This window comes from Halobacteriovorax sp. BALOs_7, assembly GCF_003612895.1.
Classification (GTDB): Bacteria; Bdellovibrionota; Bacteriovoracia; order Bacteriovoracales; family Bacteriovoracaceae; genus Halobacteriovorax_A; species Halobacteriovorax_A vibrionivorans.
This window is the reverse complement of record NZ_CP027772.1, coordinates 1,388,149-1,408,534: the sequence shown is the minus strand read 5'-3', so window position 1 is coordinate 1,408,534 and position 20,386 is coordinate 1,388,149. Positions and strand designations below refer to the sequence as shown.

Sequence of the window (20,386 nt, the reverse complement as noted above, 5' to 3'; positions counted from 1 at the left end):
TATTTTATAGAACAATTGATTAGAGAAAGTTAGGGAGAGAATATGAAGAAGCTGCTACTTATGTGCGCGATGACGATGTGTTTTGTGTCATGTTCAAAAGTTAAAGATAAAATCAAACAAATTGAAAATAACCTTGAGACAACGGCCCAAGGAGCACGCTCTGGTATGGCATCTGGTGCTAGAGATAACCAGATGGAAAAAGTTAGAGACCCTAAAATTGATATTGCTGGAAAGATCACAGCAGCAGCAAAATTTTATAAAGCACTAGAATTCAACTCTTGGAATCCAGGAACATCATATGATGATAGTTTTTCAAGAAGAGAGATGCTTCTTGATGCTTCAAAAGAATTTATTAGAAATTTAACAGATATCTACTCACAAGTTGAAGATAAGATTGAAGATGGAAAGCTTACTCCAATACATCTAGACTGGAGCAAACCGAAGAAATTCGAAAAATACAATTACGACAAGGCCTTTTATGCAATGGCCGTAGCAATGCATGAGAAACACTTCTTACAAGAAAAGAATGCAAGCAAGAACAAATTCACTGCAGTTTCATTCTACGATATTTTAAAGTCAACTTTAAAAAGAGAATATGCGGGAGCAAACCTAACAGAAGCTGAAAGAGAGCTTATGACATACTCAAATCGTAAAATGATTATCGCACTTCTTAATGCAAGAATTGATATGATCTTAGCACTTGCAATTAAAGACTCAATGGATAGCTCTGATGTAAAGATAATGTCAGCAGGCCTATACCTAATGACAGGAAAACTTGGAAAGCTTGCCTTCCCATCGATTCTTGAAAAGTCGACACTGACAAATAAGCAGAAAACAAATGAAAAATACGAAGAGGCCCTTGCAACGTATGACTTCATGCTAGAAATCGGTGAGAGACCAGAAATTGACAAGCGTGTAAAAAATATTCTTGATAACGTTATTCTTCCAGAGCTTACTTATGAGCAAGAAAGTGATGGCGAGGTTCAAAAGTATCATGGATACCTAGAACAATTTCAAAAGATGTAATATAGCTTTATATAAACAAGAAAGAAGGCCTCATTTAAGAGGCCTTTTTTTATTTCTTAAAATGATCTAAAAACTCTTGCGGCGCCTTACTTAATTTACGGGTTTCATAATCAAAGAATACGATTCCATTCTTAGCAAAGGCAATAGTTTTACTTCCACAGCTAAACTTATATAAGAGATCATATCCGTACTCATTGATATCTTCGACATACATTTCCACCTCGAGGAGATCACCGTAAAAAGCTTCACCACGATACATATAAGCAGCATCGGCCTGGATAAGAGACTTCCCAAAGCAATCAAGCTCTGTATGTCCAATTGATTTTAGGAAACGTAGACGACCTTCGTGACAAAGAGTTGCCACTGCATCATTTCCCATATGGTTTCCATAGTTGATGAAATTAACAGTTAATTCAATTTGAGTTCTATAGTCTGGTTCCCTATTTGGAACACTTAATTTGATTCTTGCCATACAAGTATTAAATGACAGAAGTTCTAATTCTTCAAGTGTTGCTTTAAAAGATCTCGCATGGCAACCTTGCACTTGCCTGTAGAATTATAAGTAAGAATATCAACAACCTCTGTCCTAATCGCTTCTGTATCTTTTGATATTACATTAGAATCCATAATTGCAGCAATTGAACGTCCATTACATTCCTTGGCTGCTTTAACTACAGCATCATTAAAATCAAAACCATCAATCTTATAATTTTTATTATTTAATAGATATCCTAAAATCTTTTTCGAATTATTAGCAATTGCATGAATCAAGAGAGAATTATCAGGACATTCTTTATAATCAAATACCTGACAGACTTTTTTATCATACTCTGATTCACTAACACTGATAATGTCCTTTAGTATTTCTAAACGGTCATACTTAATAATATTTTTATAAATAAACTTATCATTCAACCATTCTAAATTTGAATCTTCTCTCATGCCACTTTTGTAATAAGAAATAAATTTAGACTTATCTCCTTTAATAAGCTGAATAGCCTTTGGTGATTCCTGTAAGTGATAAAGTCTCATTATTCCATAAGCAGACTCATTTTCATGGGAGATTTGAAAAACAAAAAATAAAATAACGACATGTATTGTTGCTAAAGCTCCTATAAACTTTAAATTCTGAAACAATTGATCTCTGAAGTTAAGTTTAATTAATCTTGTAATTTCGTGTTCATTTTCAGTCTTATCCCCAATCAATATTCTTCTAATAAACATCAAGTCAAAAAAGATAACAAAGAGAACGATTGGAAAATCAGGGGCCTTACTATTATCAAAGATCGATTCAAGAATAGTTACAACTAGTAAAAGATTTGTACCAACAAGAGTTATTATCAAAAGAAATGAGGGGATATTAATTAACAATATTCTTATATCACCTTTTGTTTTAAAAATTGCGACCTTATCAATAAAGTTCACTGTAGGTAGTATTGAATACAGAAACGGAATTTGAGCCAAAGCTAAAGCATAAAACAGAATACGTTCTGTTAAAGAATAGCCAATAAAAATATCGTCAAAGATATAGCTCGCTAAATACAGAAGACTTATAGAAGTATAAGGATTTCCTAAAAGTTTTTGAGCAATATTAATTACAACTTTTTCTTTATAACTCAGAGGAAGCGCAAAGCTATAGAAATCGACTCCCTGGGGACCTTTCCAAAAAAAGAATCTCGACTTTGACTTATTTAAGTAAAGGCAGAAACCTAAAAGACTTATGAAATATGTTGGTAATGCATAAATATCAAAGAATAGATTTACGCCATAGATGACAAATGCCAGTAAGACAGCACACAGTGTTTTAATGAGAAATAATTTCTTATTTTCAGCAAAGTGAGAAACGATAATTCTTTTTACAATACTAGGCTGCTTCATCACAAAGCTCCATATCTTGAATCATCACAACACGATTACTATTAAAAGTAGTGTCTTCAGGAATATTTGTTGCCATCAAAACACTTCTACCGCGTTTACACTCTTTTGCTAGTTCTTCACCTAGTAACTTCCTAGCAGCTCTATCTAGGACAGCAGTAATTTCATCCATTAAAATAAACTCAACTTCAGAGCTTATCGCTGCAATAAATTGTATTCTGGCCTTCATACCAGTAGAAAGTTCATAAACATACTTATCTCGATCTAGGCCAAATTTAATCAATAACTCTTCTTCTCTTTGAGAGTTATAATTTGGATACAAGATCTTATAATTATCAAGAATGTATCCAACACGTGAATTCTCATCAAAAGTGAGATCATGTGAGTTTAAAAATAAAGACTTAAATAACTCATGCCTTTTATTATTATATGGTGACAGCCCTAAAACACTAACATATCCGTCTAGAGGATGGCGAAGACCAAGAAGTAAGTTAACAAGAGTACTCTTACCTGAACCGTTCTTTCCAAGAAGAATAACAAATTCTCCTTTATTGATTTGAAGATTTAGATTTTTGAAAATAACTTCACCACTGGGATAAGTATAAGCAAGGTTTCTGATATCGAGGATACAATTTGAACTCATAAGAACTGCCTTAATGAATATATGATTAACTTTAAACAGCAATCATAACAGCAGTATAAAAATATCCAAAAATCAGTGTCTTATGTGTCGACTAAATAAAGACTGGTGCAATTTTTTGAGGCGGCCCTAACCTATCATTTCATCAATATAAGAAATGACATCATCAAGGTTCTTCTTAATTCCCTTGTATGTGAGAGTATCGTCAGTCATTGAGACAATGGCCTCTTTTAAGAGTTTAAGTTCTCTTGCAGGAATCTGCGCAACATCAAGAAAGTATGTTCGAATTGTAAATAAGCAAATATTCTCTTCTGCTAGACCTACCATATGCTGGCGTTCAATTCTCATATAGAGCTTGTGATTGCCGTCATTTTTAAAGCTTCGGCCATACCATAACTCATCAGAAACACCCTTAGGAGCTTCAGGATGATGGTTTAGTCTCGTATCAGTTGAGAGTCCCCATGCAAACCTCTTAAATGGCCCTCGCTCGATTAGAGAGCGGGAAAGCCTTGTTGCATTCTTAGCAATTTGGCCAAAGTCTGCAACAGGTATGTGGATATGATTGAAGTCTTGAGAGATCTTCTCTCTAGGGTCCCAGTGATTTGGAAAGCATAGAGAAATAGCAATGGCCTTCTCACCTTTCATAAGAGCGAAGTCTTCCTGTGTATTAAGTGTCATCTGCGCAATAGAAGAATAGTCTTTACTTGCGCATTGATTTAAAAAGTCTTGATAAACACTTTCGTTACTTAAAAATTCTTCATCTAAGCAAAGATACTTATCTTTATTCTCATTAAAACAAATACTTTTTTGCTCAATATAATCATTAAAGTTTTGGTCTTTTAAAAAGACATCGCTATCAAGTGGAGAAAGGCCAGGAGAGACTTCATACTTACCTTTTCTTAAAGGAAATAGCTCCTCTTTAAAATCGAGTGGTTTTACTGGCGCATACATTACTTTATAGCCCTAATACTTTTTGTAAACGATCACCAATTTGAGGATGAGTTAACTGGCCAGAAAACTCTTTGGCCCAATCAACATGCCCTTTTGTATAAACATGTACTGGTGCAGCAGTGTGCCCACTTGTTGCCCAAACAACATTCTGCTCACTTGCGATGGCCTTAGCAATTAGTGATGTTCTGATATTTTTAAGATCATAATAATAATGATCATGATATCCTCTAAACTTAGGCACCTCACCTTTGTATAATTTTAAATTCTTTCTCCTGCGTTTTTCTTCAATGGCCTTAGCTAAGATTTCGCTACACTTACTAACACTTAAACGAACTGAAGTTGTCTCTTCAATAAGATCACATAGCGTTGAAGAAGTTTGCTGTGACTTTTCTAAATCTAAGAAGTCATCCCAAAGCTTAATTAAATTTGTCTTTTGAGAATATAGAAGATCTAAGACTCGATATGGGCCATAGTTGATAGATGTTTTAAACTTACGGTCTTTAAAAACTGAACCAGACAATTCAATCTCATCCTCTATTTTTCCAATATTATAACCAAATCCAAATCCACCTGTTTCATGATCCGCTGTAATAACTAAAAGTGTATCAGGGTTCTTACTAACCCAATCACTGATCCAATTAACAGTTTCATTAAATGAAAGCATCTCATGGAGCATACTTCCAGCATCATTTTGGTGACCGGCCCAATCAATTTGGCCACCTTCAATCATAAGAAAGAAGCCATCATCATTTTTAGAAAGAGTTTCAACAGCACTCTTTGACATCTCAAGAAGAGTTGGAATCTCACGTGACTCATCTTCTTTTTTATCACGAAACCATAAAGCTTCTGGCATATTGTGATTCGTGAAAAGACCTAAGACTTTCTTAGATGGATCGATATTAGTAAGCTCACTTCTTTTATGAATTACTTGAAAGCCTTTATCTTTTGCCTCTTGTAATAGGTTGCGATCATCCTTTCGTTTAGACTTAAGTGTGAAGTGACCTTCTATAGCACTCTTCGTTCCCTTAGGTACAAAACGGTTGGCCCCACCAGAAAACATAAGATCAGGTGCAACTTCAATCATACTTTGAGCAATTCTATCTTCAGACCATCGATTTGCAACATGAGCAGCAAAAGAGGCCGGTGTCGCATGAGTAAGTCTTGTATCTGAGACAAGTCCAGTTTTGAGTCCTTTCTTTTGTGCCTTTTCTAAAATAGTTTTGGCAATCTCTCCTTCTTTATCCAATCCAATCATTTCAGACCTTGAAGGTGTACCAGTTGCTAATTGTGTAGCAGAACAAGCGGAGTCTACAACAATGCTCCCATATGGCTGAGTTGCAGAAACACCTAATTGATTAGTGTTCATATTTGCAAAGGCATAACGAACATTCTTCATCTTCGGATTTGAATTATGTTTTAAGTAGTAATTTAATAATGAGATCTGACCTGGCCCCATTCCATCACCTATCATTAAAATAAGATTTTTTGGCCCTTTACTTGGTGAGCTATTCATACAACTAGAAAGCAATAAAAGAGCACTTAAAAAGAAAGTAGAAGATATAGACCTATTAATCATTTATTATCCTTTAATATTTCGTTGAATATATTATTTTTTGCGTAATTGAGTAGTTCATCACATTCTAACACGTAATTTGTCCAAGCATGGAAACCTGATGAAAATTCCTTAAAGCTTACTTGTACACCTTCACGCATAAGTTTCTCATAAAACATAATACTATCGTCATAGAGAACATCATACTTTGCGACATAGATATTTGTCCTTGGAAGTAGAGATAAATCATCTGAGTAAAGAGGGAAAATATCAGGATCTTGAAGATGAATATCGCGATCAGAAATTGCATAATCAAGTAACTTTAAAAGCATTGATTTCGATAGGCCTGACTCCTCACCACTTTCATAGCGATTTGCAGAGTCCGAGTCAAAATCACTTTGATAATGACCGGTAATAAGATGAATCTCTTTAATATCTAATTGATCGCTACGTTTTGCATTTTCAAGAGCACAAAGTGTGACAAGATTTGCACCGGCAGAAGTTCCAGTTAAGATAAACCTTTTAACTCCGCGTTTTTTTAAGTCTAATAGCAGCTTCAAGGACCAATCCACAATCTCTGGAATCGTCACTTCTGGACAAAGAGGATAATCAGGACACAGGATTGTTCTTCCAGATTCATTATAGAGGGCCTGACAAAATTGGGCCCCAGTTAACTCATCACCTGTTACATATCCACCAGAATGAAAGTGTAAAATACATTCTTGTCCGACTTTATTCTTATCTTTTGACCATACAAGTATGCGTCGATCATCAAAAAAAAACTCGTCTTCTACATATTGAGTGTTCTCTTTTTCTACAATGGCCATAGCGCGACGTAATTCTTCGAGAGTAATTTTTGAAAATCGCTTTATTCCAGCATCAAAGAAAGCTTGCATAGATGCAAGTCTCTTTGTTGTTAGAAAGTCACGTATTGTTTCATTCATAGTTAAATCTTATTAAGTTCATAATAGTAAAGCCAGCTAAGTATATAAATAAACACCTGATAATTAAAGATACTTCAGCTCATATTTTCCGACTAAAACAGTATGAATTTATTTCAACAGAAATTTCATAATAATCTGTTATTACACCGCAATAATTAACCTAAACAGATTCAACAGAGGTGATAAATATGAAACGAATTTTAGCTGCAACTTTTATCTTTATACTTACTTCAAACCCTGCATATGGTGCACAAGGTGAACAAGAAAAGAAAGAAATGAAAGATAAACAATCGAAATCACAAAAATCAAAAGTAGACAAAAAGAAAACAAGTGATCGCGATCCTGCAAGTATAAGTGGAAAAGAAGTGAGTTTAACGGAGAAGCATTACTTAATATATGAATAATTTTTTAGTAACAAAAACTAGGAACTGGAGACTATGAGCATTAAACAGAAAAATACATTCAACCCTAAGGCCATTATCTATGCTGGTATTGGTGCAATTATTATTCTTCTGATCATAGCTGGCGTTAGTCGTGTTCAAGGTGCTGTTGTAAGTCAAGATAGTGGTGCAGTAGAAGATGTCACATTTTCTGAAGAAAATAAGAATATGTCTAAAGAAAAGGATTATGCAGACCAAAAAAGCATGCCTCAGGAAGACTCAAAGCGTACCCCTGCTTCATATGATGAAAAAGAACAGAAGATAGAAAGAAATATGGAGTATCACGATAAAGAGTACTTATATGATAGAAAATATAAGTAGTGCAAAATTTAATTGTGCACAACTTAAATTCATGATAATGTCTCCTTAGGATATAAACTAAGGAGACCATTATGAGTATTTATGATTACAAAGCAATCGATATCAAAGGGAATGAGCGCTCTTTAAGTGAATTTAAAGGAAAGAGTTTACTTATTGTAAACACTGCAAGTAAGTGTGGTTTTACTCCTCAATATGAAGGTCTTCAAAAGATCTATGATAAATACAAAGACAAATTAGAAGTCTTAGCATTTCCTTGTAATCAATTTGGAAAGCAAGAACCTGGTAATTCTGAAGACATTCAGTCTTTTTGTGATTTAACTTTTAAAACATCATTTCCACTTTTTGAAAAAGTTGAGGTCAATGGTGAAAATACTCATCCACTATTCCAATATTTAAAATCAGAACTTCCAGGCCTTCTAGGTAGCAAGAAGATCAAATGGAATTTTACAAAATTTCTTATCGACAGCGAAGGCAATCCAGTAAAAAGATATGCTCCTATTGATAAACCTGAGAGCATTGAAAATGATATAAAAAAGAGTTTTAAATAATGAGTGATGAAATTCTCTACATTGATAATCAAGTTTGCTTTAGCCTATATCGCTTAAGTAAATTGATAACAAGTCAGTACAGGCCTTATCTTGAAGAGATAAATCTTACTTATCCTCAATATCTTGTCATGCTTGTTCTTTGGGAAGATGAAAGAGTTAATATGTCAGAGCTGGGAGATAAGTTATCACTTGATACTGGAACACTCTCCCCTCTTGTAAAAAGACTTATTGAAAAGAAACTTGTTGAGAAGAAAAGATGTGAGGATGACGAGAGAATTGTCTATATAACAACAACGACACAGGGAAAGAAGTTAAAGAAAAAGGCAAAATCAATACCTCAAAAGCTACTTTGTTCAAAAGAAATAGATATTAATGAAATACAAAAGCTAAAAGCCGAAGCAGATAAAGTATATAACCTATGGAGCACACATGAATAATGAAGAAATTTTAAAAGCACTTAATTGGCGATACGCTACAAAGGTCTTTGATAAAGACAAGAAGATATCAGACGAAGATTTACACGTATTAAATGAATCCTTGAGACTCGCTGCGAGCTCGTTCGGTCTACAACCATGGAAGTTCATACTTGTTAATGACAAAGAAACACGTGAGAAACTAAGAGAATATTCTTGGGGACAAGCTCAAGTTACAGATGCTTCTCATTATGTAGTTCTTGCATATATGACAGAACTTAATGAAGAGTATATTGAAAAATTTGTTCAATCAATTGCTGATCAAAGAAAAGTTGAGCGCGAAGGACTACAAGGTTACTACGATGTAATGAAAGCGGCACTTATTGACGGGCCACGATCAAAAACTATTTCAGAATGGGCACAGAGACAGACTTATATCGCAATGGGACAACTACTTATGACAGCTGCGATACAAGGCATTGATACTTGTGCAATTGAAGGAATCGTACCTGAAGAATATGATAAAATTTTAGGTCTAGAAGGAACTAAGTACAAAACTCTAGGTACTGTGGCACTTGGTTACCGCTCTGATGAAGATAAGTACAAAGACCTTGAAAAGGTTCGATTTAGTTTTGATGAAGTATTCAAAGTTATCTAATTGGTAAAGGCGGCCTTTGGTCGCCTTTTTATTAATTATAAGTTAAACTCCATTTATGATTTTTATTCCATTTATTATTTTCTTTGCTCTATTATTTGGTTATTTCTTCTACAAGCATTATTCACAAAAACTTGCTCGTAATTTGGCATTAAAGAAGTTGTCTGAAAAAAAGCCTGCCTGGAAAGAATTCTTAAGGGATGAAACGAAGTTATTTTCTCGATTATCACAACAGGAACAAGAAAGACTCCTAGACTCTATTCTTATTTTCTATAGTGAAAAAAAATGGTCAACAGAGCTAAGTGAAAATGAATGTTTAAAAACTTCATATTATGCATGCCTACCAATCTTTAAAAGAAAAACTAATTACTATCCAAATATTAAAGAGATAAATTCAATGTGGAGCTTTCAAGAATGGCTTTCTCAAAACGAGAAACAATTCGAAATCGACTTTGGAAAGATGGCCTTAAAAGAATTGCGAGGAAATTTCTCCTACTATTCTGAGCTATTTTTTGAATCTCCAAACAAGCTACAAACTGATCATCCAGCAGTTTACGATAAGCTACTTAAGTTTTATCAAGTGGAAGTTTAATAGAAGTCTGAATCATCATCGCTATATGGATGGACTTGTTTGTAATTGCTTCCTTGTTCAATATGGGCCTTTATATTTTGAAGATTCCACTTAAAAGTATTTGTCACACTTCTTTTTGTGATAAAACGAAATATCTGCTTCCACATAAAGTAATTGAAACTTGATGTTTCTTTCTCTAATTCATCGCGCTCTATATAGCCAGATCGAAATGTCAGAGAAGTTTTATTTTCGCCAAGCTTCTTATAGATTTGCTCCACAAGAAACTCTCCCTTTTCGTTATAGTTGAAAATATCCATGAATTCGTTGAAGTTATAGGCCCTGATTTGCTTATAATACAGATCCTTACTCTTTTCTATTTTGGTCGTTGTTTCGTCCCAGAAAGTCCCTTTTTCATCTGCACGTCTAAAACATCTCCTAGTAAAACCGATATCACTTTGTTTAAGATTGGCATTCCAAGGGCATTCACTAATTGGGCAGCTAACTATCTTGTAAAAGTAGGTTGACCACTTTCTTGCATTCTCATTTTTTGAATTATATGCCCATACATCATCAATAGATGCGTCAATCACAACAGTAAACTCTGCATAATCGCTTGGCCTTGTATACTCAGAGGCAGCGATACTGAACGATAAGATAATGAGGAGAATATACTTTATCATTTGCATAACGTATCTCGACACGACGCACACGACAAGAGACTATATAAATTTACCATTGCCATCTAATTCATAAATGATTAATATATCTTGGCAAATCAAGTGATTTCAATGTGCCTAGGTGGTGAAATTGGTAAACACGCACGGTTGAGGGCCGTGTGCCGCAAGGCTTGCTGGTTCAAGTCCAGTTCTAGGCACCATTCATTCAAATCCCAATACAACATTTTAAATACATAGCTTGCTTAAGTACAAGTAAGCCGAGAGTCGGCCAAGTCCATCGCGTACCTGCAAACTGACCTAAATAACTAAAACATGTTCCGATCTTATACGGCCCTGTAATCACTTCAATAAAACACAAATTATCGACAACCAATGATAAATTGTTAATCAAACAAACAAATAAAACTTAGGGAGATTAGAGATGAATAAGATTAAAATGACCTCATTAGCATTGCTCTTAGTTTCGTCAACAACAGCAACTGCCGGAATTACAGACTTCTTTTCAACTAAAGATAAAGTTATCAAAGGCTCAGCACAACACTTCTATGATGACTCACGCTCAGACGCTCTAACAGAATTCGTACAAGATATTCATAGTGAATATGGGCTATTTATTGCTCGTTTTAAGGAGCATAGTGAAACATATATCGGTGCTCACAATAAAGATAAGATGAAGCGCTTTGGAACAGATGTAACAGCATATAGTGACCTAACATTTTCTAAACACGGTGATTCATATCGTTTATATTATACGACATATGCTACTGGAAGACCTGTCATCATCAAGCTAGATAAGACTCACAATGCTCAAATTGATGGCCTATTTAAAGATATGGCCAAGAAAGCTGATCATGTGAATATTGAAGGTACAAGAAGCTTCTCAAGAGGTGGAATCTCACTAACAGCAAAGAACCTTAAAGATGTTAAAAGCATCACACTATCTTGTAAGGAAGAAATACACTCAGATAACAGCGGTGGAAATCGTTGTCTAACAAAGACTGGCGGTATCGACTTTGGAAACAAAGAAACAAAAGTTGAGATCAAAGGTGCAAGAAGAAATACAGAAGTTCCAAAGAAGAACTTGAAAACTTGGGCGCAAGATTACTGGAATAACAAAATATAAAAAGCATGAAGGCCCTTAGTTAAGGGCCTTTTTTATTTCTGAAATACAACCTCATAAAATTCTGTCACAACGTCTTCATCGTCTAAATCAACAATACCCCAATCATTTAAATATGGTGTAAAGAAGTCACGATGGGCCTTTTTCCAGTACTCCACTGACAAATCCCCTTCTCCTTCGGCCTCAGCTATCTTCTTAGAGATATCACTGAACTTATTAATTTCAACAGCAATAGTCTTAACAATACAGCGAGGATTGTTCTTAGAATCTAGTATTATCCAGAAATTATCAACTTCAGGTAAAGGATCTCCTGCTAGCTCATAGTCCTTAACAAGACCACTTCCGGCACTTTTCTTACCTGATAAATACAAAGCAAGAAGCTCATCTGCAATTTCAGCATTACCTGCAATTGATATCTCAATATGGGGATGATCTAACTTCTCATCGAGTGTTTCTTCATATAAGTCCCAAAATTCCTCTGGAGTTAAGCTGCTCATCTTTAAATTCCTTTCTAAATCCTTATTCAATTCTTTATCATTATATAAAAAGAAAAAGGTGCTCTAGGGCACCTTCTTTTATTTAAGCATACATTCAAGTTCGATCGTATATTTAATTCTAAATACTACGCTTGGATGTACCCATATCTTCAAGATAGAATTTTAGGCGTTTTTCAATTTCTTCAAGAGCAGCAAGACGGATTTCCATTGCTGTTTGGCATGAACGTGTTGATCTAATGGCCTTGATACTTTCCTTAGATGGAATGGCCATAACTGGACGTCTCTCTTCTTTTACCTTTGCTACCTCAGCTTCAAATTCATTAACGAGTTCAGAAAGTGGCTTCACTTCTTTTGAAGCACTCTGCTCTTGCTTCACATCATCGCCAATTGGAAAATGCTTAGAAGCAGGAAACATCACTAAGACGTCATTATTAGGTGTTGAATTTGAATCTGTAAGTTTCATTAATTTATAATCCTCGGTAAATTAAGCATAGTGCTTATTAATAAGTCACTATATATAAAGCATAACTCAGGCCAAGATATTTTGGGATGCCCCATGTAATATTGGTAGGTTGTTAAAAATGAACGTCAACTTTTTGGTCAATAGTGCTTTAGATAGACAATTATAAATGAATAATTCCAAATACTTAAGCGTTTTTTATTTAGTTAAAATAGTGATCAATCTCTAGGGCGAAAGAACTTCCTCTAATTTTACCTAAATAAGGAGCATGGTAAAATTAAAGAGTGAAAAGAGTCAATTGTATGCAATGCAAACATTACTATAGTACTTGGGACAAATACGCCCCTCGTGGATGCCGAAAATTCGACATGAAATCCACTACTATGCCTTCAATACTCGTAAAACAAGAAAGCGGTAACGACTGCCAATTCTATGAACAAAAAGACCATTTTAAAAATCGTGGAAAAAAAGGAAAGTTAGATAATTTGAATGACCCTAAACTATGGTAATTCTTTATTTTGCTCAAAGTAACTTGGGCCAGCTTCTTTAATCATTCCACCGCCAAGACAGACCTCTTCCCCATCCATTTGAGTATAGAAAACAATCGACTGTCTCTGAGCAATTGCGCGTTGAGGCTCATCGAACTCAACTTTTACAAAATCATCAGCGACCTCAGTGATTGTACAGGCTTGATCTTTTTGACGGTAGCGAATCTTGGCCTTAACTCTTTGGCCAACGCTTGGAGCGAAGTCTTTATCAACCCAAGAAAGCTCTGTTGCAGTTAAGTAATCAGCATATAAAGCACCGTGCTTTTCACCACGCTCAACTAATACCACATTTCTTTGAGTGTCTTTACCAACGACAAACCAAGGCTCACCAGGTCCACCAAGGCCTAGTCCCTTTCTTTGTCCAATTGTGTAAAATGCTGATCCAGAATGGCGCCCAACTTTCGTTCCATCAAGAAGCTCGAAGTCACCTTCTTTGATTTGAATATAATTTGAAAGGAAGTTCTTGAAGTTACGCTCACCAATGAAGCAGATCCCTGTTGAATCCTTCTTATCATGAGTTATGAGGTCATATTTCTTTGCAATTTCACGAACCTGTGGCTTTTCAATATTTCCAACAGGAAAGAGAACCTTATCAAGAACATCTGACTTGATAGTATAAAGAAAATAAGTCTGATCCTTATTATTATCTAGGCCCTTAATTAAGCGTGATTGGCCGTCAATTTTCTTCGTTTGACAGTAGTGGCCAGTTGCAAGATAGTCTGCACCTAGCTCCATTGCTTTATTGAAGAAGACCTTAAATTTAATTTCACGATTACAAAGGATATCTGGATTAGGAGTGTAACCTTGTTCATATTCTTCGAGAAAATTTGCGAATACATTATCACGATACTCTTTTACAAAATCGACTGAGTAATATGGAATATCTAATTTTTCACAAACCTTGATAACATCTTCAAATTCTAGAGAGGCCTTACAATTCCCATTTTCGTCCTGCTCTTCCCAGTTTTTCATGAACATGCCAATAACGTTGTAGCCTTGCTCTTTAAGCAAAGCTGCACACACTGAAGAGTCAACGCCTCCAGACATACCAACGATTACTGTTTTTCCATTTCCGATATTTGTCATGTGCCTCTTTTAGCACATTTAGCGCCTAGAGGTCTAGTGCCCATGAAGCAATGGCCATGGCAATATTGGTAGTTGAGTGATGTAAAGTCTTTATATTGATTGAGGAGACATGATCGGCCCTCGAATGGATGCGGTTTCCATTGAAATCACTCTCCCAATTTTGAGTGTAGACAACACTTGGGATCTCCATTTTTTGAAATGAGACATTATCACCATTAAGGAAATTCTTTGAATGAGTTTGAAAGGTTACGCGAAAAGTTCCCTCAGAAGAGGCGGCATAAAAAGTTTGTGCGATAGATTTTTCGAGATTATGTAGACTTGAAGAAGGTGTAGAATAATAGAGTTTCATATTGCCAAGCTTCTCTTCCTTATCAAGAGTTTTTGTATCGTATCCAAGCATTAATAATTCAACATATGAATAAACTCTTATTCCTTTTTCTAAGGTAAGATTCTTTGCATAATCGTACGAGCCAAGAAATCCAAGTTCTCCAAAATCAAAGAAAACTACCCTTACTGTTTTCTCTAGTTCTAATTCAGATAGAATATCAATAAGAGCAAGAGCGGCCACAACACCAGAAGCATTATTGTCAGCTCCAGGCTGTACACCACCCTCAATCATTTCTAATTTCTTCTTATTATATGCAGCGGTATCGAAGTGAGCACCCACGACAATGACTTCATTAGGCTTTTTTATGCCCTTCTTCTCCCATACAATATTATGGCCATTTGTTGATTTTAATTTATCAAGATGGGCCTCACGTTCTTTAGTAAACCTCTCCCACTTTACAAGCTGAGATTTTGTCAACTTCCCCTTTGTTGCATCAAGATCACTCTGATACATCTTCTTGGCATATTCGATATCTGGAACAAATTTTATACTCTTAACGCTAGTATTCTTTTTACGAACATTCTTATTAATGTAGTCTAGAATAAACTTCTGTGCTTTTTTATTTCCCTCAGTTCCCACGTAGCGATTAGGTCTTGTTTGCTTAACAAAGCTTGTAAGAATATTTTCGATATAATCTTCTTTAAATTTAGATACAGAATAATATAACTTTCTTGCACGCTCTGGTGAGCGTTTTGACTTATTAAGCTTATAGCTTTGTGAATAACTATTTGATGTAATGATAAAAATAATCGATAAAATAAAATACTTCATTAAAACCCTATTTCTCTTTTCTTTGGTAGTGCCTGAGTTTCCTCAAGCTCTTCTTTTTCTCTTTTTGAAAGTGGTAACATATAGAATTGGCCATCAACAAAATGACCGCTTTGATAAACTTTGGCATGGCCGATGGCCTTTGCAGAAGGAGCATCTTTTAAGAAGAACATAATCGTATCTCCTCTAAATACAATGCCATTCTTTTTATCTTCTAAATCAAAGAAGATATTTCCATTGTTTAAAAGATATAAAGTCCCTTTGAATGTATTTCCATTTGATAGGAGACTTCCATAACATTCTAAAGGCTTTGCTGTATCGACAACATTGAAATTTTCAAAATGATGACAGATTATTCTTTCAAACTCTAATTCTTTATTCTTAGCAATAAAAATATGTCCTCTAGACATACTGATAACGACAATTTGTGAGTCGGGAACTCGGGGATTTCCCTCTTTTGTTTTATAATGAGTCTGGCCGAGATGATATCTGAAGTGAGCATCGTGTGCGCCAACAACATTATCATTTGAATGATCATAGATATTACTTTCCCTAATAAACTTAGGGGCCACGTAACGAGGATATAAATCACATAGCTCATCTGACTGGTATGTCTGTGCACGAGCTTTTTTCTTGGCCTTAAGTTTTTCGCGAGTAAACGAATTAGCACTTACCAGTGCTCCAATTCGATCTACTTCTGAAGTATTAAGATCAGCAATAGGCAGAAGTAATCTTGAAAGACTCTCTTGAGATAGATTACTTAAGAGATGGCAATCATTTTCATTTGGATCATTTGGTCGCACAAGTCCAAATTGCCCATGATTTGCAATTACCTTGCAGTAATGGCCAGTAGCAATCTTAGTTGCTTTTAGGGCCTCAAGCTTTGAATTTAGAATATCAAAAATCAATGTCGCGCGATCAAGACTTGGATTTTGCCAAATCCCAGCAAATCGTGATTTTAACATCAATGAGATGACTCGATCTTCAAATTCAGAACTAGCATTTGTTACATAGAAAGGAATCCCAATTAAGCGACAAATATCCTTTATCTGCTCTTGAGGTGCACAAAACCAATCCTTAAAAATATGATTAATTCTTCTGACCCATTTAATCTTTTCAAAACGACGAAGTCCTTCTTTCATTTCTTCATCATCAGCTAGTTCATCAGGAATGCGCCCTTCGGGAGTAAGTTTCGTTTTAAAATTAGTAACGAAGTCTTCATCTTCCTGCGTCACACGCTCAAAGAATGAGATATTAACACCGATACAATCGTATCCTTGTTTCTTTAATAATAAGGCCGTGACAGCAGAATCGATTCCACCATCCATACCGATGATAACTCTTTCACGTTTGGATTTTTGCATACTTATATTATATGTGATTTTGAAAATTTATGTAGTGTGGATGTATTTTCAAGGCATCATTCCAAACCAAAAAGCTCATATATTTCATTGACATAACTCAGCGCAAAAACGGATAATATTTCTCTAAGGGATACAACAACACACAAGGAATTAAAAAAGTAGTTATGAGCACTAATAACAAATCAAGGAAGAATAAAAAGCTTAAGTTTATTGATATTTTCTCAGGTGCCGGTGGCTTTAGCTGCGGACTAGAAATGGCCGGACTCGAATGTGTACTTGGAATTGACTTCAATAAACACGCAATGGATACATTTGCCCTAAATCACAAGAAGGCCTATCCATATTGTGGTGATATATCAAAACTTACAAACAAGAGAATTAAAGAAATTCTAGGTGATACTGATGTAAACCTAGTTGTTGGTGGCCCTCCTTGCCAAGGTTTTTCAACTGTTGGCCCAGGAAATCCTGATGATATTCGTAATAAACTTTTTTTAGAATTCGTAAGAATTGTGAAGTTGGCCAAACCAGAATTTATTGTTATTGAAAACGTAACTGGTCTTCTGGCAAAGAAAAACGAAATGACTTTACAGGCAATCTTTAGAAGATTTAATCGTCTCGGCTATAATCTCGACGTAAAAGTTCTAAGCTCTCAGCATTACGGAGTCCCAGAAAAGCGTCGTCGTACAATTTTCATAGGATCTCGAATTAATGAAAAGGTTGAGTTTCCAAAAATTACACATGACACAGTTGTTGCAAAAACATATCGTCCACCAGTTACAGTAGGAGAGGCCTTAAGTGACCTTACCGATAAAAATGGTAAAATTCATAATCATGATCTAGACAGTGCAAAAATAAAGTCAAAATTAGATTTAAAAAGAATTAAGAGAATTCCTGAAGGAAAAGGAATTCGTTATGAAAAAGATGAGAAAGCATATTTAACACCAGCAACGAAACTGGGAGTTGATTGGAAGAATATGCGCGAAGGTCGCTTTAGACAAACGAAGTATCAAAGACTTGATTCAAAAAGTGTTTCTCCAACGATAATGACTCATCGTCATAGCTACTACCATCCAACAGAGCACCGCTACCTAACACAAAGAGAAGCTGCAAAGATTCAAAGCTTCCCTAATCACTTTGTTTTTAGTGGCCCAATCTCTGCTCAGTGGAGACAAATTGGTAATGCTGTTCCACCTCTTATGGGTAAGGCCATTGGTACTGCCATTAAGAAAATGCATAAGGCCCACCTAAAGGCCAAGCATGACGGTAAAGTAAATAAGAAGACAAAAGTTAAAAGTATCATTAATGATGTTCGAGGAGGAGCATTTGTTTACCGCTAAGAACATCCTATTTAGTACTCTACTTCTTGTCATCGTATCCTGTGGAAGCTTTCAAAGAAGTAGTGAAAAATATCATGACATTGCCGAGAGCTCTAAATGTCATACTAAGAGAGCTGCAATTGATCTAGGCTCAGGTTCCACAAAACTTGTGGTAGGTCTCGTTAATACTTGTAAAGGACTTGTTGAAGGAATTCTTTTTGAAGCACAAAGAGCAGTTCCTCTTAAAGAGGCCCTACAAGCATCAAAAGAAAATGAAATCACTCCTTCAATGATTCAAAAGCTAAGTGCAGTTTTTGAAGAGTTTAAATACATGGCCGATCATCAGGGTGCAAGTGACATCAAGGCAGTAGCAACATCTGCATTTCGAACGGCCGATAATGGTGAAGAAGCAGCTGAGATAATTACCGATAACAGTGGCATACCTCTTACAATTATCTCTCAAAAAGATGAAGCTCGTTTTGCATATTATGCGGCCTTATCAAAAACTAAAACAATGAAACTTTCTAAGAAGTCTCCAGTTGCTGTTTGGGATATTGGTGGCGGAAGCATGCAAATAACAAAGCCACTTGCAGATGGAAGTACAAAGGTTGCCCTTTTAAAAGTCGCTTCTGTTCCATTTAAAAATCTTGTTTTAAAAGAGTTATATCCAGATGGTACGAAAACACCTAATCCACTAACAGAGGAAAGAGCACTTCGCTCAATGGATCTAGCACGATTTATTTCAAAACAAGAATTTAGTCGTTTTGGTAATTTAAAAGGATATCAAGTCATTGGTGTTGGTGGTGTTCATTACTATAGTATTGGTGGACAATTTAAAAAGACGAATCGAATTTATAACCAATCGACTCTCCTATCAAAACTACTTGAAAGATCAAAGCTCAGTGATAAAGAAATCGACAGTAAATACGCTGTAACAGATGTGACAAATCTCGCACTTGTTCTTGGCTTCATGCAAACACTAAAAGTCGATCAAGTTAGGCCACTAAAGATCAATATGGCCCACGGACTTCTCATTAATAAAGACTTTTGGAATTAACCATACTTACCGTCTGGTCGCTTTGTTACAAGTGGCCAGAAAAACTTTATAAGATAAATGATAAAGCCTAATGTCCAAAACCCACTAGCATAATGCAGTGAAGTCTCATAAAACTCATTCCATATAATCGGCACAAATACTCGTATCAATGCCCCAATTATAACGAAGACAAAAGAGATAATTATATACTTATCTGCCTTAATAATTCGCCCTGTATGACCAAGAGAAACACGAGTCATCATTCCAATAGCAACACTACCTAAACCGAAGGCCAATAGCATATGCAGTGGTGCTTGAGAGAATCCAATGGAGCCATTAAAGAATCCAATTAGCTCCATAACTAGTCCGAAAACAAGTGCAAATGAGCCAATATATAAGACTGCAATCATTGGCTCTTTCATACCGATAAGAGGCTTCCAGTATAGAACTCGTAAAGTATTAAATATAATACAAATTAGATAGACAATAATTATCGCCGAAGGACTTAAAAAGAGAGAAAGAGGCAATGCTAATATAATTAATGTTAAGATAGAAAAACGTTGTACGAATTTTGGAACATTAATTTTCAAATCTAAATCTTTAAAACGAGACTTTGTAAAAAATGGAATGACCCGACCAAGAATTAATAAAATTAACAATCGAATAATGGCACTAGCAGAGTTCTTTGAAATGTCTTGGAGACTTAAGCTATCACTCATATATCCATAGGTGTGAAGAATAGATAGTATCCATAAGGTGCTAAGTAGAGGAATAAAAATATAGACTTGTTTATTCTTTCTTAGTTTTAAGAAAAGAAGAATAATTGAAGCAGGATAAAAGATATTGAGCAATATAATAGACCAATTATGACTAATATTTAGGAAATAAGAAAATCTCTCCATCAACCATAAGGCGACAAGAAAGATTAAAAAACATCCACGATATGGAGTTGTTTGCGTCCAATGTGAGCTTGCTGTAAAAAGAAAGCCAATAATAAGTGCAGAAGTGAACCCAAATAACATTTCATGGCCATGCCAGAATAATGGATCAAAGTTAACTAGACCAAGATCAGTTCCCTTAACAAAAGCACTAACCCAAAATGTTACATTAATAATAGCAATAATGGCCGCTAAAAGAAAAAATGGCCTAAAACTTATATTAAATACTGGAAGAGTATTTTTCATAAGTTC

23 protein-coding genes and 1 tRNA gene are annotated in these 20,386 nt (G+C 35.3%); 11 read left to right on the top strand and 13 right to left on the bottom strand.

The genetic code is table 11. From position 1 onward, the window contains the following. The first annotated feature begins 42 nt into the window (after nucleotides 1-42). Nucleotides 43-1,026 (top strand): hypothetical protein, encoded by a 984-nt coding sequence (locus BALOs_RS06865; protein ID WP_120404702.1) that lies wholly within the window; start codon nucleotides 43-45, stop codon nucleotides 1,024-1,026. Between the two features lie 49 nt (nucleotides 1,027-1,075). On the opposite strand, the gene BALOs_RS06860 is transcribed toward BALOs_RS06865, so the two are convergent. From BALOs_RS06860 to BALOs_RS06835, 6 genes are all read right to left on the bottom strand, one after another. Then, nucleotides 1,076-1,498 (bottom strand): thioesterase family protein, encoded by a 423-nt coding sequence (locus BALOs_RS06860; RefSeq protein WP_120404701.1) that lies wholly within the window; start codon nucleotides 1,496-1,498, stop codon nucleotides 1,076-1,078. Between the two features lie 23 nt (nucleotides 1,499-1,521). After that, entirely contained in the window at nucleotides 1,522-2,904 is a 1,383-nt protein-coding gene (locus BALOs_RS06855; RefSeq protein WP_120404700.1) for a hypothetical protein, read from the bottom strand. Beyond that, a complete protein-coding gene (locus BALOs_RS06850; protein ID WP_115363786.1) occupies nucleotides 2,891-3,544 on the bottom strand; it encodes an ATP-binding cassette domain-containing protein in 654 nt (217 codons plus the stop codon). Before BALOs_RS06850 ends, BALOs_RS06855 begins: the two co-directional genes overlap by 14 nt. Before the next feature lie 126 nt (nucleotides 3,545-3,670). After that, entirely contained in the window at nucleotides 3,671-4,492 is an 822-nt protein-coding gene (locus BALOs_RS06845; protein WP_120404699.1) for a heme-dependent oxidative N-demethylase subunit alpha family protein, read from the bottom strand. Nucleotides 4,493-4,496: 4 nt separating this feature from the next. Further along, nucleotides 4,497-6,068 carry an alkaline phosphatase gene (locus BALOs_RS06840; RefSeq protein WP_120404698.1) on the bottom strand — a complete coding sequence of 524 codons (1,572 nt, stop codon included), beginning with the start codon at nucleotides 6,066-6,068 and terminating at the stop codon, nucleotides 4,497-4,499. Beyond that, nucleotides 6,065-6,988: an alpha/beta hydrolase fold domain-containing protein gene (locus tag BALOs_RS06835; protein WP_120404697.1), complete on the bottom strand. Its 924-nt coding sequence runs from the start codon at nucleotides 6,986-6,988 to the stop codon at nucleotides 6,065-6,067. The genes BALOs_RS06840 and BALOs_RS06835 overlap by 4 nt, the downstream gene beginning before the upstream one ends. Nucleotides 6,989-7,176: 188 nt before the next feature. On the opposite strand from BALOs_RS06835, the gene BALOs_RS06830 reads away from it, so the two are divergent. The 6 genes from BALOs_RS06830 to BALOs_RS06805 all read left to right on the top strand — a co-directional run bounded on the left by BALOs_RS06830 (nucleotide 7,177) and on the right by BALOs_RS06805 (nucleotide 9,957). Then, the gene (locus BALOs_RS06830; RefSeq protein ID WP_115363794.1) at nucleotides 7,177-7,392 is read left to right on the top strand and encodes a hypothetical protein; all 216 of its coding nucleotides are present in this window, start codon (nucleotides 7,177-7,179) and stop codon (nucleotides 7,390-7,392) included. Between the two features lie 33 nt (nucleotides 7,393-7,425). Next, entirely contained in the window at nucleotides 7,426-7,749 is a 324-nt protein-coding gene (locus BALOs_RS06825) for a hypothetical protein (RefSeq protein ID WP_115363796.1), read from the top strand. Between the two features lie 71 nt (nucleotides 7,750-7,820). Further along, on the top strand, nucleotides 7,821-8,297 hold the full coding sequence (locus BALOs_RS06820; RefSeq protein ID WP_115363798.1) for a glutathione peroxidase: 477 nt from the start codon (nucleotides 7,821-7,823) through the stop codon (nucleotides 8,295-8,297). Next, nucleotides 8,297-8,734: a MarR family winged helix-turn-helix transcriptional regulator gene (locus BALOs_RS06815; protein ID WP_120404696.1), complete on the top strand. Its 438-nt coding sequence runs from the start codon at nucleotides 8,297-8,299 to the stop codon at nucleotides 8,732-8,734. The genes BALOs_RS06820 and BALOs_RS06815 overlap by 1 nt, the downstream gene beginning before the upstream one ends. Next, entirely contained in the window at nucleotides 8,727-9,368 is a 642-nt protein-coding gene (locus tag BALOs_RS06810; RefSeq protein ID WP_115363802.1) for an NAD(P)H-dependent oxidoreductase, read from the top strand. The genes BALOs_RS06815 and BALOs_RS06810 overlap by 8 nt, the downstream gene beginning before the upstream one ends. 55 nt (nucleotides 9,369-9,423) lie before the next feature. Beyond that, on the top strand, nucleotides 9,424-9,957 hold the full coding sequence (locus BALOs_RS06805; RefSeq protein WP_120404695.1) for a zinc-dependent peptidase: 534 nt from the start codon (nucleotides 9,424-9,426) through the stop codon (nucleotides 9,955-9,957). On the opposite strand, the gene BALOs_RS06800 is transcribed toward BALOs_RS06805, so the two are convergent. Beyond that, complete coding sequence (locus tag BALOs_RS06800; RefSeq protein WP_162929592.1) at nucleotides 9,954-10,616, bottom strand: hypothetical protein; 663 nt, start codon at nucleotides 10,614-10,616, stop codon at nucleotides 9,954-9,956. The two genes, BALOs_RS06805 and BALOs_RS06800, sit on opposite strands and share 4 nt — an antisense overlap. A gap of 112 nt (nucleotides 10,617-10,728) precedes the next feature. On the opposite strand from BALOs_RS06800, the gene BALOs_RS06795 reads away from it, so the two are divergent. Together BALOs_RS06795 and BALOs_RS06790 are read left to right on the top strand one after the other, a co-directional pair. Continuing rightward, nucleotides 10,729-10,813: transfer RNA gene (locus tag BALOs_RS06795), tRNA-Leu, on the top strand. Between the two features lie 221 nt (nucleotides 10,814-11,034). Beyond that, on the top strand, nucleotides 11,035-11,736 hold the full coding sequence (locus BALOs_RS06790; RefSeq protein WP_120404693.1) for a hypothetical protein: 702 nt from the start codon (nucleotides 11,035-11,037) through the stop codon (nucleotides 11,734-11,736). A 32-nt stretch (nucleotides 11,737-11,768) separates the two neighbouring features. Here the strand turns inward: BALOs_RS06790 and BALOs_RS06785 are convergent, their stop codons facing one another. The 5 genes from BALOs_RS06785 to BALOs_RS15190 form a co-directional block, all read right to left on the bottom strand. Continuing rightward, nucleotides 11,769-12,230 (bottom strand): ASCH domain-containing protein, encoded by a 462-nt coding sequence (locus tag BALOs_RS06785; RefSeq protein ID WP_120404692.1) that lies wholly within the window; start codon nucleotides 12,228-12,230, stop codon nucleotides 11,769-11,771. 118 nt (nucleotides 12,231-12,348) lie between these two features. Beyond that, complete coding sequence (locus BALOs_RS06780; protein ID WP_115363812.1) at nucleotides 12,349-12,693, bottom strand: hypothetical protein; 345 nt, start codon at nucleotides 12,691-12,693, stop codon at nucleotides 12,349-12,351. A 497-nt stretch (nucleotides 12,694-13,190) separates the two neighbouring features. Continuing rightward, nucleotides 13,191-14,324: a tRNA 2-thiouridine(34) synthase MnmA gene (gene mnmA / locus BALOs_RS06770; protein ID WP_162929591.1), complete on the bottom strand. Its 1,134-nt coding sequence runs from the start codon at nucleotides 14,322-14,324 to the stop codon at nucleotides 13,191-13,193. Nucleotides 14,325-14,349: 25 nt separating this feature from the next. Next, nucleotides 14,350-15,483 carry a M28 family peptidase gene (locus tag BALOs_RS06765; protein ID WP_120404691.1) on the bottom strand — a complete coding sequence of 378 codons (1,134 nt, stop codon included), beginning with the start codon at nucleotides 15,481-15,483 and terminating at the stop codon, nucleotides 14,350-14,352. Continuing rightward, entirely contained in the window at nucleotides 15,483-16,844 is a 1,362-nt protein-coding gene (locus BALOs_RS15190; protein ID WP_115363818.1) for a hypothetical protein, read from the bottom strand. The genes BALOs_RS06765 and BALOs_RS15190 overlap by 1 nt, the downstream gene beginning before the upstream one ends. A 164-nt stretch (nucleotides 16,845-17,008) precedes the next feature. Here BALOs_RS15190 and BALOs_RS06755 point away from each other — a divergent pair, with 164 nt between their 5' ends. Together BALOs_RS06755 and BALOs_RS06750 are read left to right on the top strand one after the other, a co-directional pair. Beyond that, nucleotides 17,009-18,181 (top strand): DNA cytosine methyltransferase, encoded by a 1,173-nt coding sequence (locus tag BALOs_RS06755; RefSeq protein ID WP_115363821.1) that lies wholly within the window; start codon nucleotides 17,009-17,011, stop codon nucleotides 18,179-18,181. Beyond that, nucleotides 18,168-19,217, top strand: a complete 1,050-nt coding sequence (locus BALOs_RS06750; protein WP_158536926.1) for a Ppx/GppA phosphatase family protein — start codon at nucleotides 18,168-18,170, stop codon at nucleotides 19,215-19,217. Before BALOs_RS06755 ends, BALOs_RS06750 begins: the two co-directional genes overlap by 14 nt. Here BALOs_RS06750 and BALOs_RS06745 read toward each other — a convergent pair. Further along, on the bottom strand, nucleotides 19,214-20,380 hold the full coding sequence (locus BALOs_RS06745) for an NnrS family protein (RefSeq protein ID WP_120404690.1): 1,167 nt from the start codon (nucleotides 20,378-20,380) through the stop codon (nucleotides 19,214-19,216). The genes BALOs_RS06750 and BALOs_RS06745 overlap by 4 nt on opposite strands. Nucleotides 20,381-20,386 lie beyond the last annotated feature (6 nt).

Excerpts from the sequence above, each read along its gene's own strand:
- BALOs_RS06815 (WP_120404696.1), top strand. The coding sequence starts at position 8,297 with ATGAGTGATGAAATTCTCTACATTGATAATCAAGTTTGCTTTAGCCTA.
- BALOs_RS06850 (WP_115363786.1), bottom strand. The coding sequence starts at position 3,544 with ATGAGTTCAAATTGTATCCTCGATATCAGAAACCTTGCTTATACTTAT.
- BALOs_RS06780 (WP_115363812.1), bottom strand. The coding sequence starts at position 12,693 with ATGAAACTTACAGATTCAAATTCAACACCTAATAATGACGTCTTAGTG.
- mnmA (WP_162929591.1), bottom strand. The coding sequence starts at position 14,324 with ATGACAAATATCGGAAATGGAAAAACAGTAATCGTTGGTATGTCTGGA.
- BALOs_RS06800 (WP_162929592.1), bottom strand. The coding sequence starts at position 10,616 with ATGATAAAGTATATTCTCCTCATTATCTTATCGTTCAGTATCGCTGCC.
- BALOs_RS06830 (WP_115363794.1), top strand. The coding sequence starts at position 7,177 with ATGAAACGAATTTTAGCTGCAACTTTTATCTTTATACTTACTTCAAAC.
- BALOs_RS06755 (WP_115363821.1), top strand. The coding sequence starts at position 17,009 with ATGAGCACTAATAACAAATCAAGGAAGAATAAAAAGCTTAAGTTTATT.
- BALOs_RS06805 (WP_120404695.1), top strand. The coding sequence starts at position 9,424 with ATGATTTTTATTCCATTTATTATTTTCTTTGCTCTATTATTTGGTTAT.
- BALOs_RS15190 (WP_115363818.1), bottom strand. The coding sequence starts at position 16,844 with ATGCAAAAATCCAAACGTGAAAGAGTTATCATCGGTATGGATGGTGGA.
- BALOs_RS06825 (WP_115363796.1), top strand. The coding sequence starts at position 7,426 with ATGAGCATTAAACAGAAAAATACATTCAACCCTAAGGCCATTATCTAT.
- BALOs_RS06835 (WP_120404697.1), bottom strand. The coding sequence starts at position 6,988 with ATGAATGAAACAATACGTGACTTTCTAACAACAAAGAGACTTGCATCT.
- BALOs_RS06845 (WP_120404699.1), bottom strand. The coding sequence starts at position 4,492 with ATGTATGCGCCAGTAAAACCACTCGATTTTAAAGAGGAGCTATTTCCT.
- BALOs_RS06810 (WP_115363802.1), top strand. The coding sequence starts at position 8,727 with ATGAATAATGAAGAAATTTTAAAAGCACTTAATTGGCGATACGCTACA.
- BALOs_RS06745 (WP_120404690.1), bottom strand. The coding sequence starts at position 20,380 with ATGAAAAATACTCTTCCAGTATTTAATATAAGTTTTAGGCCATTTTTT.
- BALOs_RS06855 (WP_120404700.1), bottom strand. The coding sequence starts at position 2,904 with ATGAAGCAGCCTAGTATTGTAAAAAGAATTATCGTTTCTCACTTTGCT.
- BALOs_RS06785 (WP_120404692.1), bottom strand. The coding sequence starts at position 12,230 with ATGAGCAGCTTAACTCCAGAGGAATTTTGGGACTTATATGAAGAAACA.
- BALOs_RS06765 (WP_120404691.1), bottom strand. The coding sequence starts at position 15,483 with ATGAAGTATTTTATTTTATCGATTATTTTTATCATTACATCAAATAGT.
- BALOs_RS06840 (WP_120404698.1), bottom strand. The coding sequence starts at position 6,068 with ATGATTAATAGGTCTATATCTTCTACTTTCTTTTTAAGTGCTCTTTTA.
- BALOs_RS06820 (WP_115363798.1), top strand. The coding sequence starts at position 7,821 with ATGAGTATTTATGATTACAAAGCAATCGATATCAAAGGGAATGAGCGC.
- BALOs_RS06790 (WP_120404693.1), top strand. The coding sequence starts at position 11,035 with ATGAATAAGATTAAAATGACCTCATTAGCATTGCTCTTAGTTTCGTCA.
- BALOs_RS06865 (WP_120404702.1), top strand. The coding sequence starts at position 43 with ATGAAGAAGCTGCTACTTATGTGCGCGATGACGATGTGTTTTGTGTCA.
- BALOs_RS06860 (WP_120404701.1), bottom strand. The coding sequence starts at position 1,498 with ATGGCAAGAATCAAATTAAGTGTTCCAAATAGGGAACCAGACTATAGA.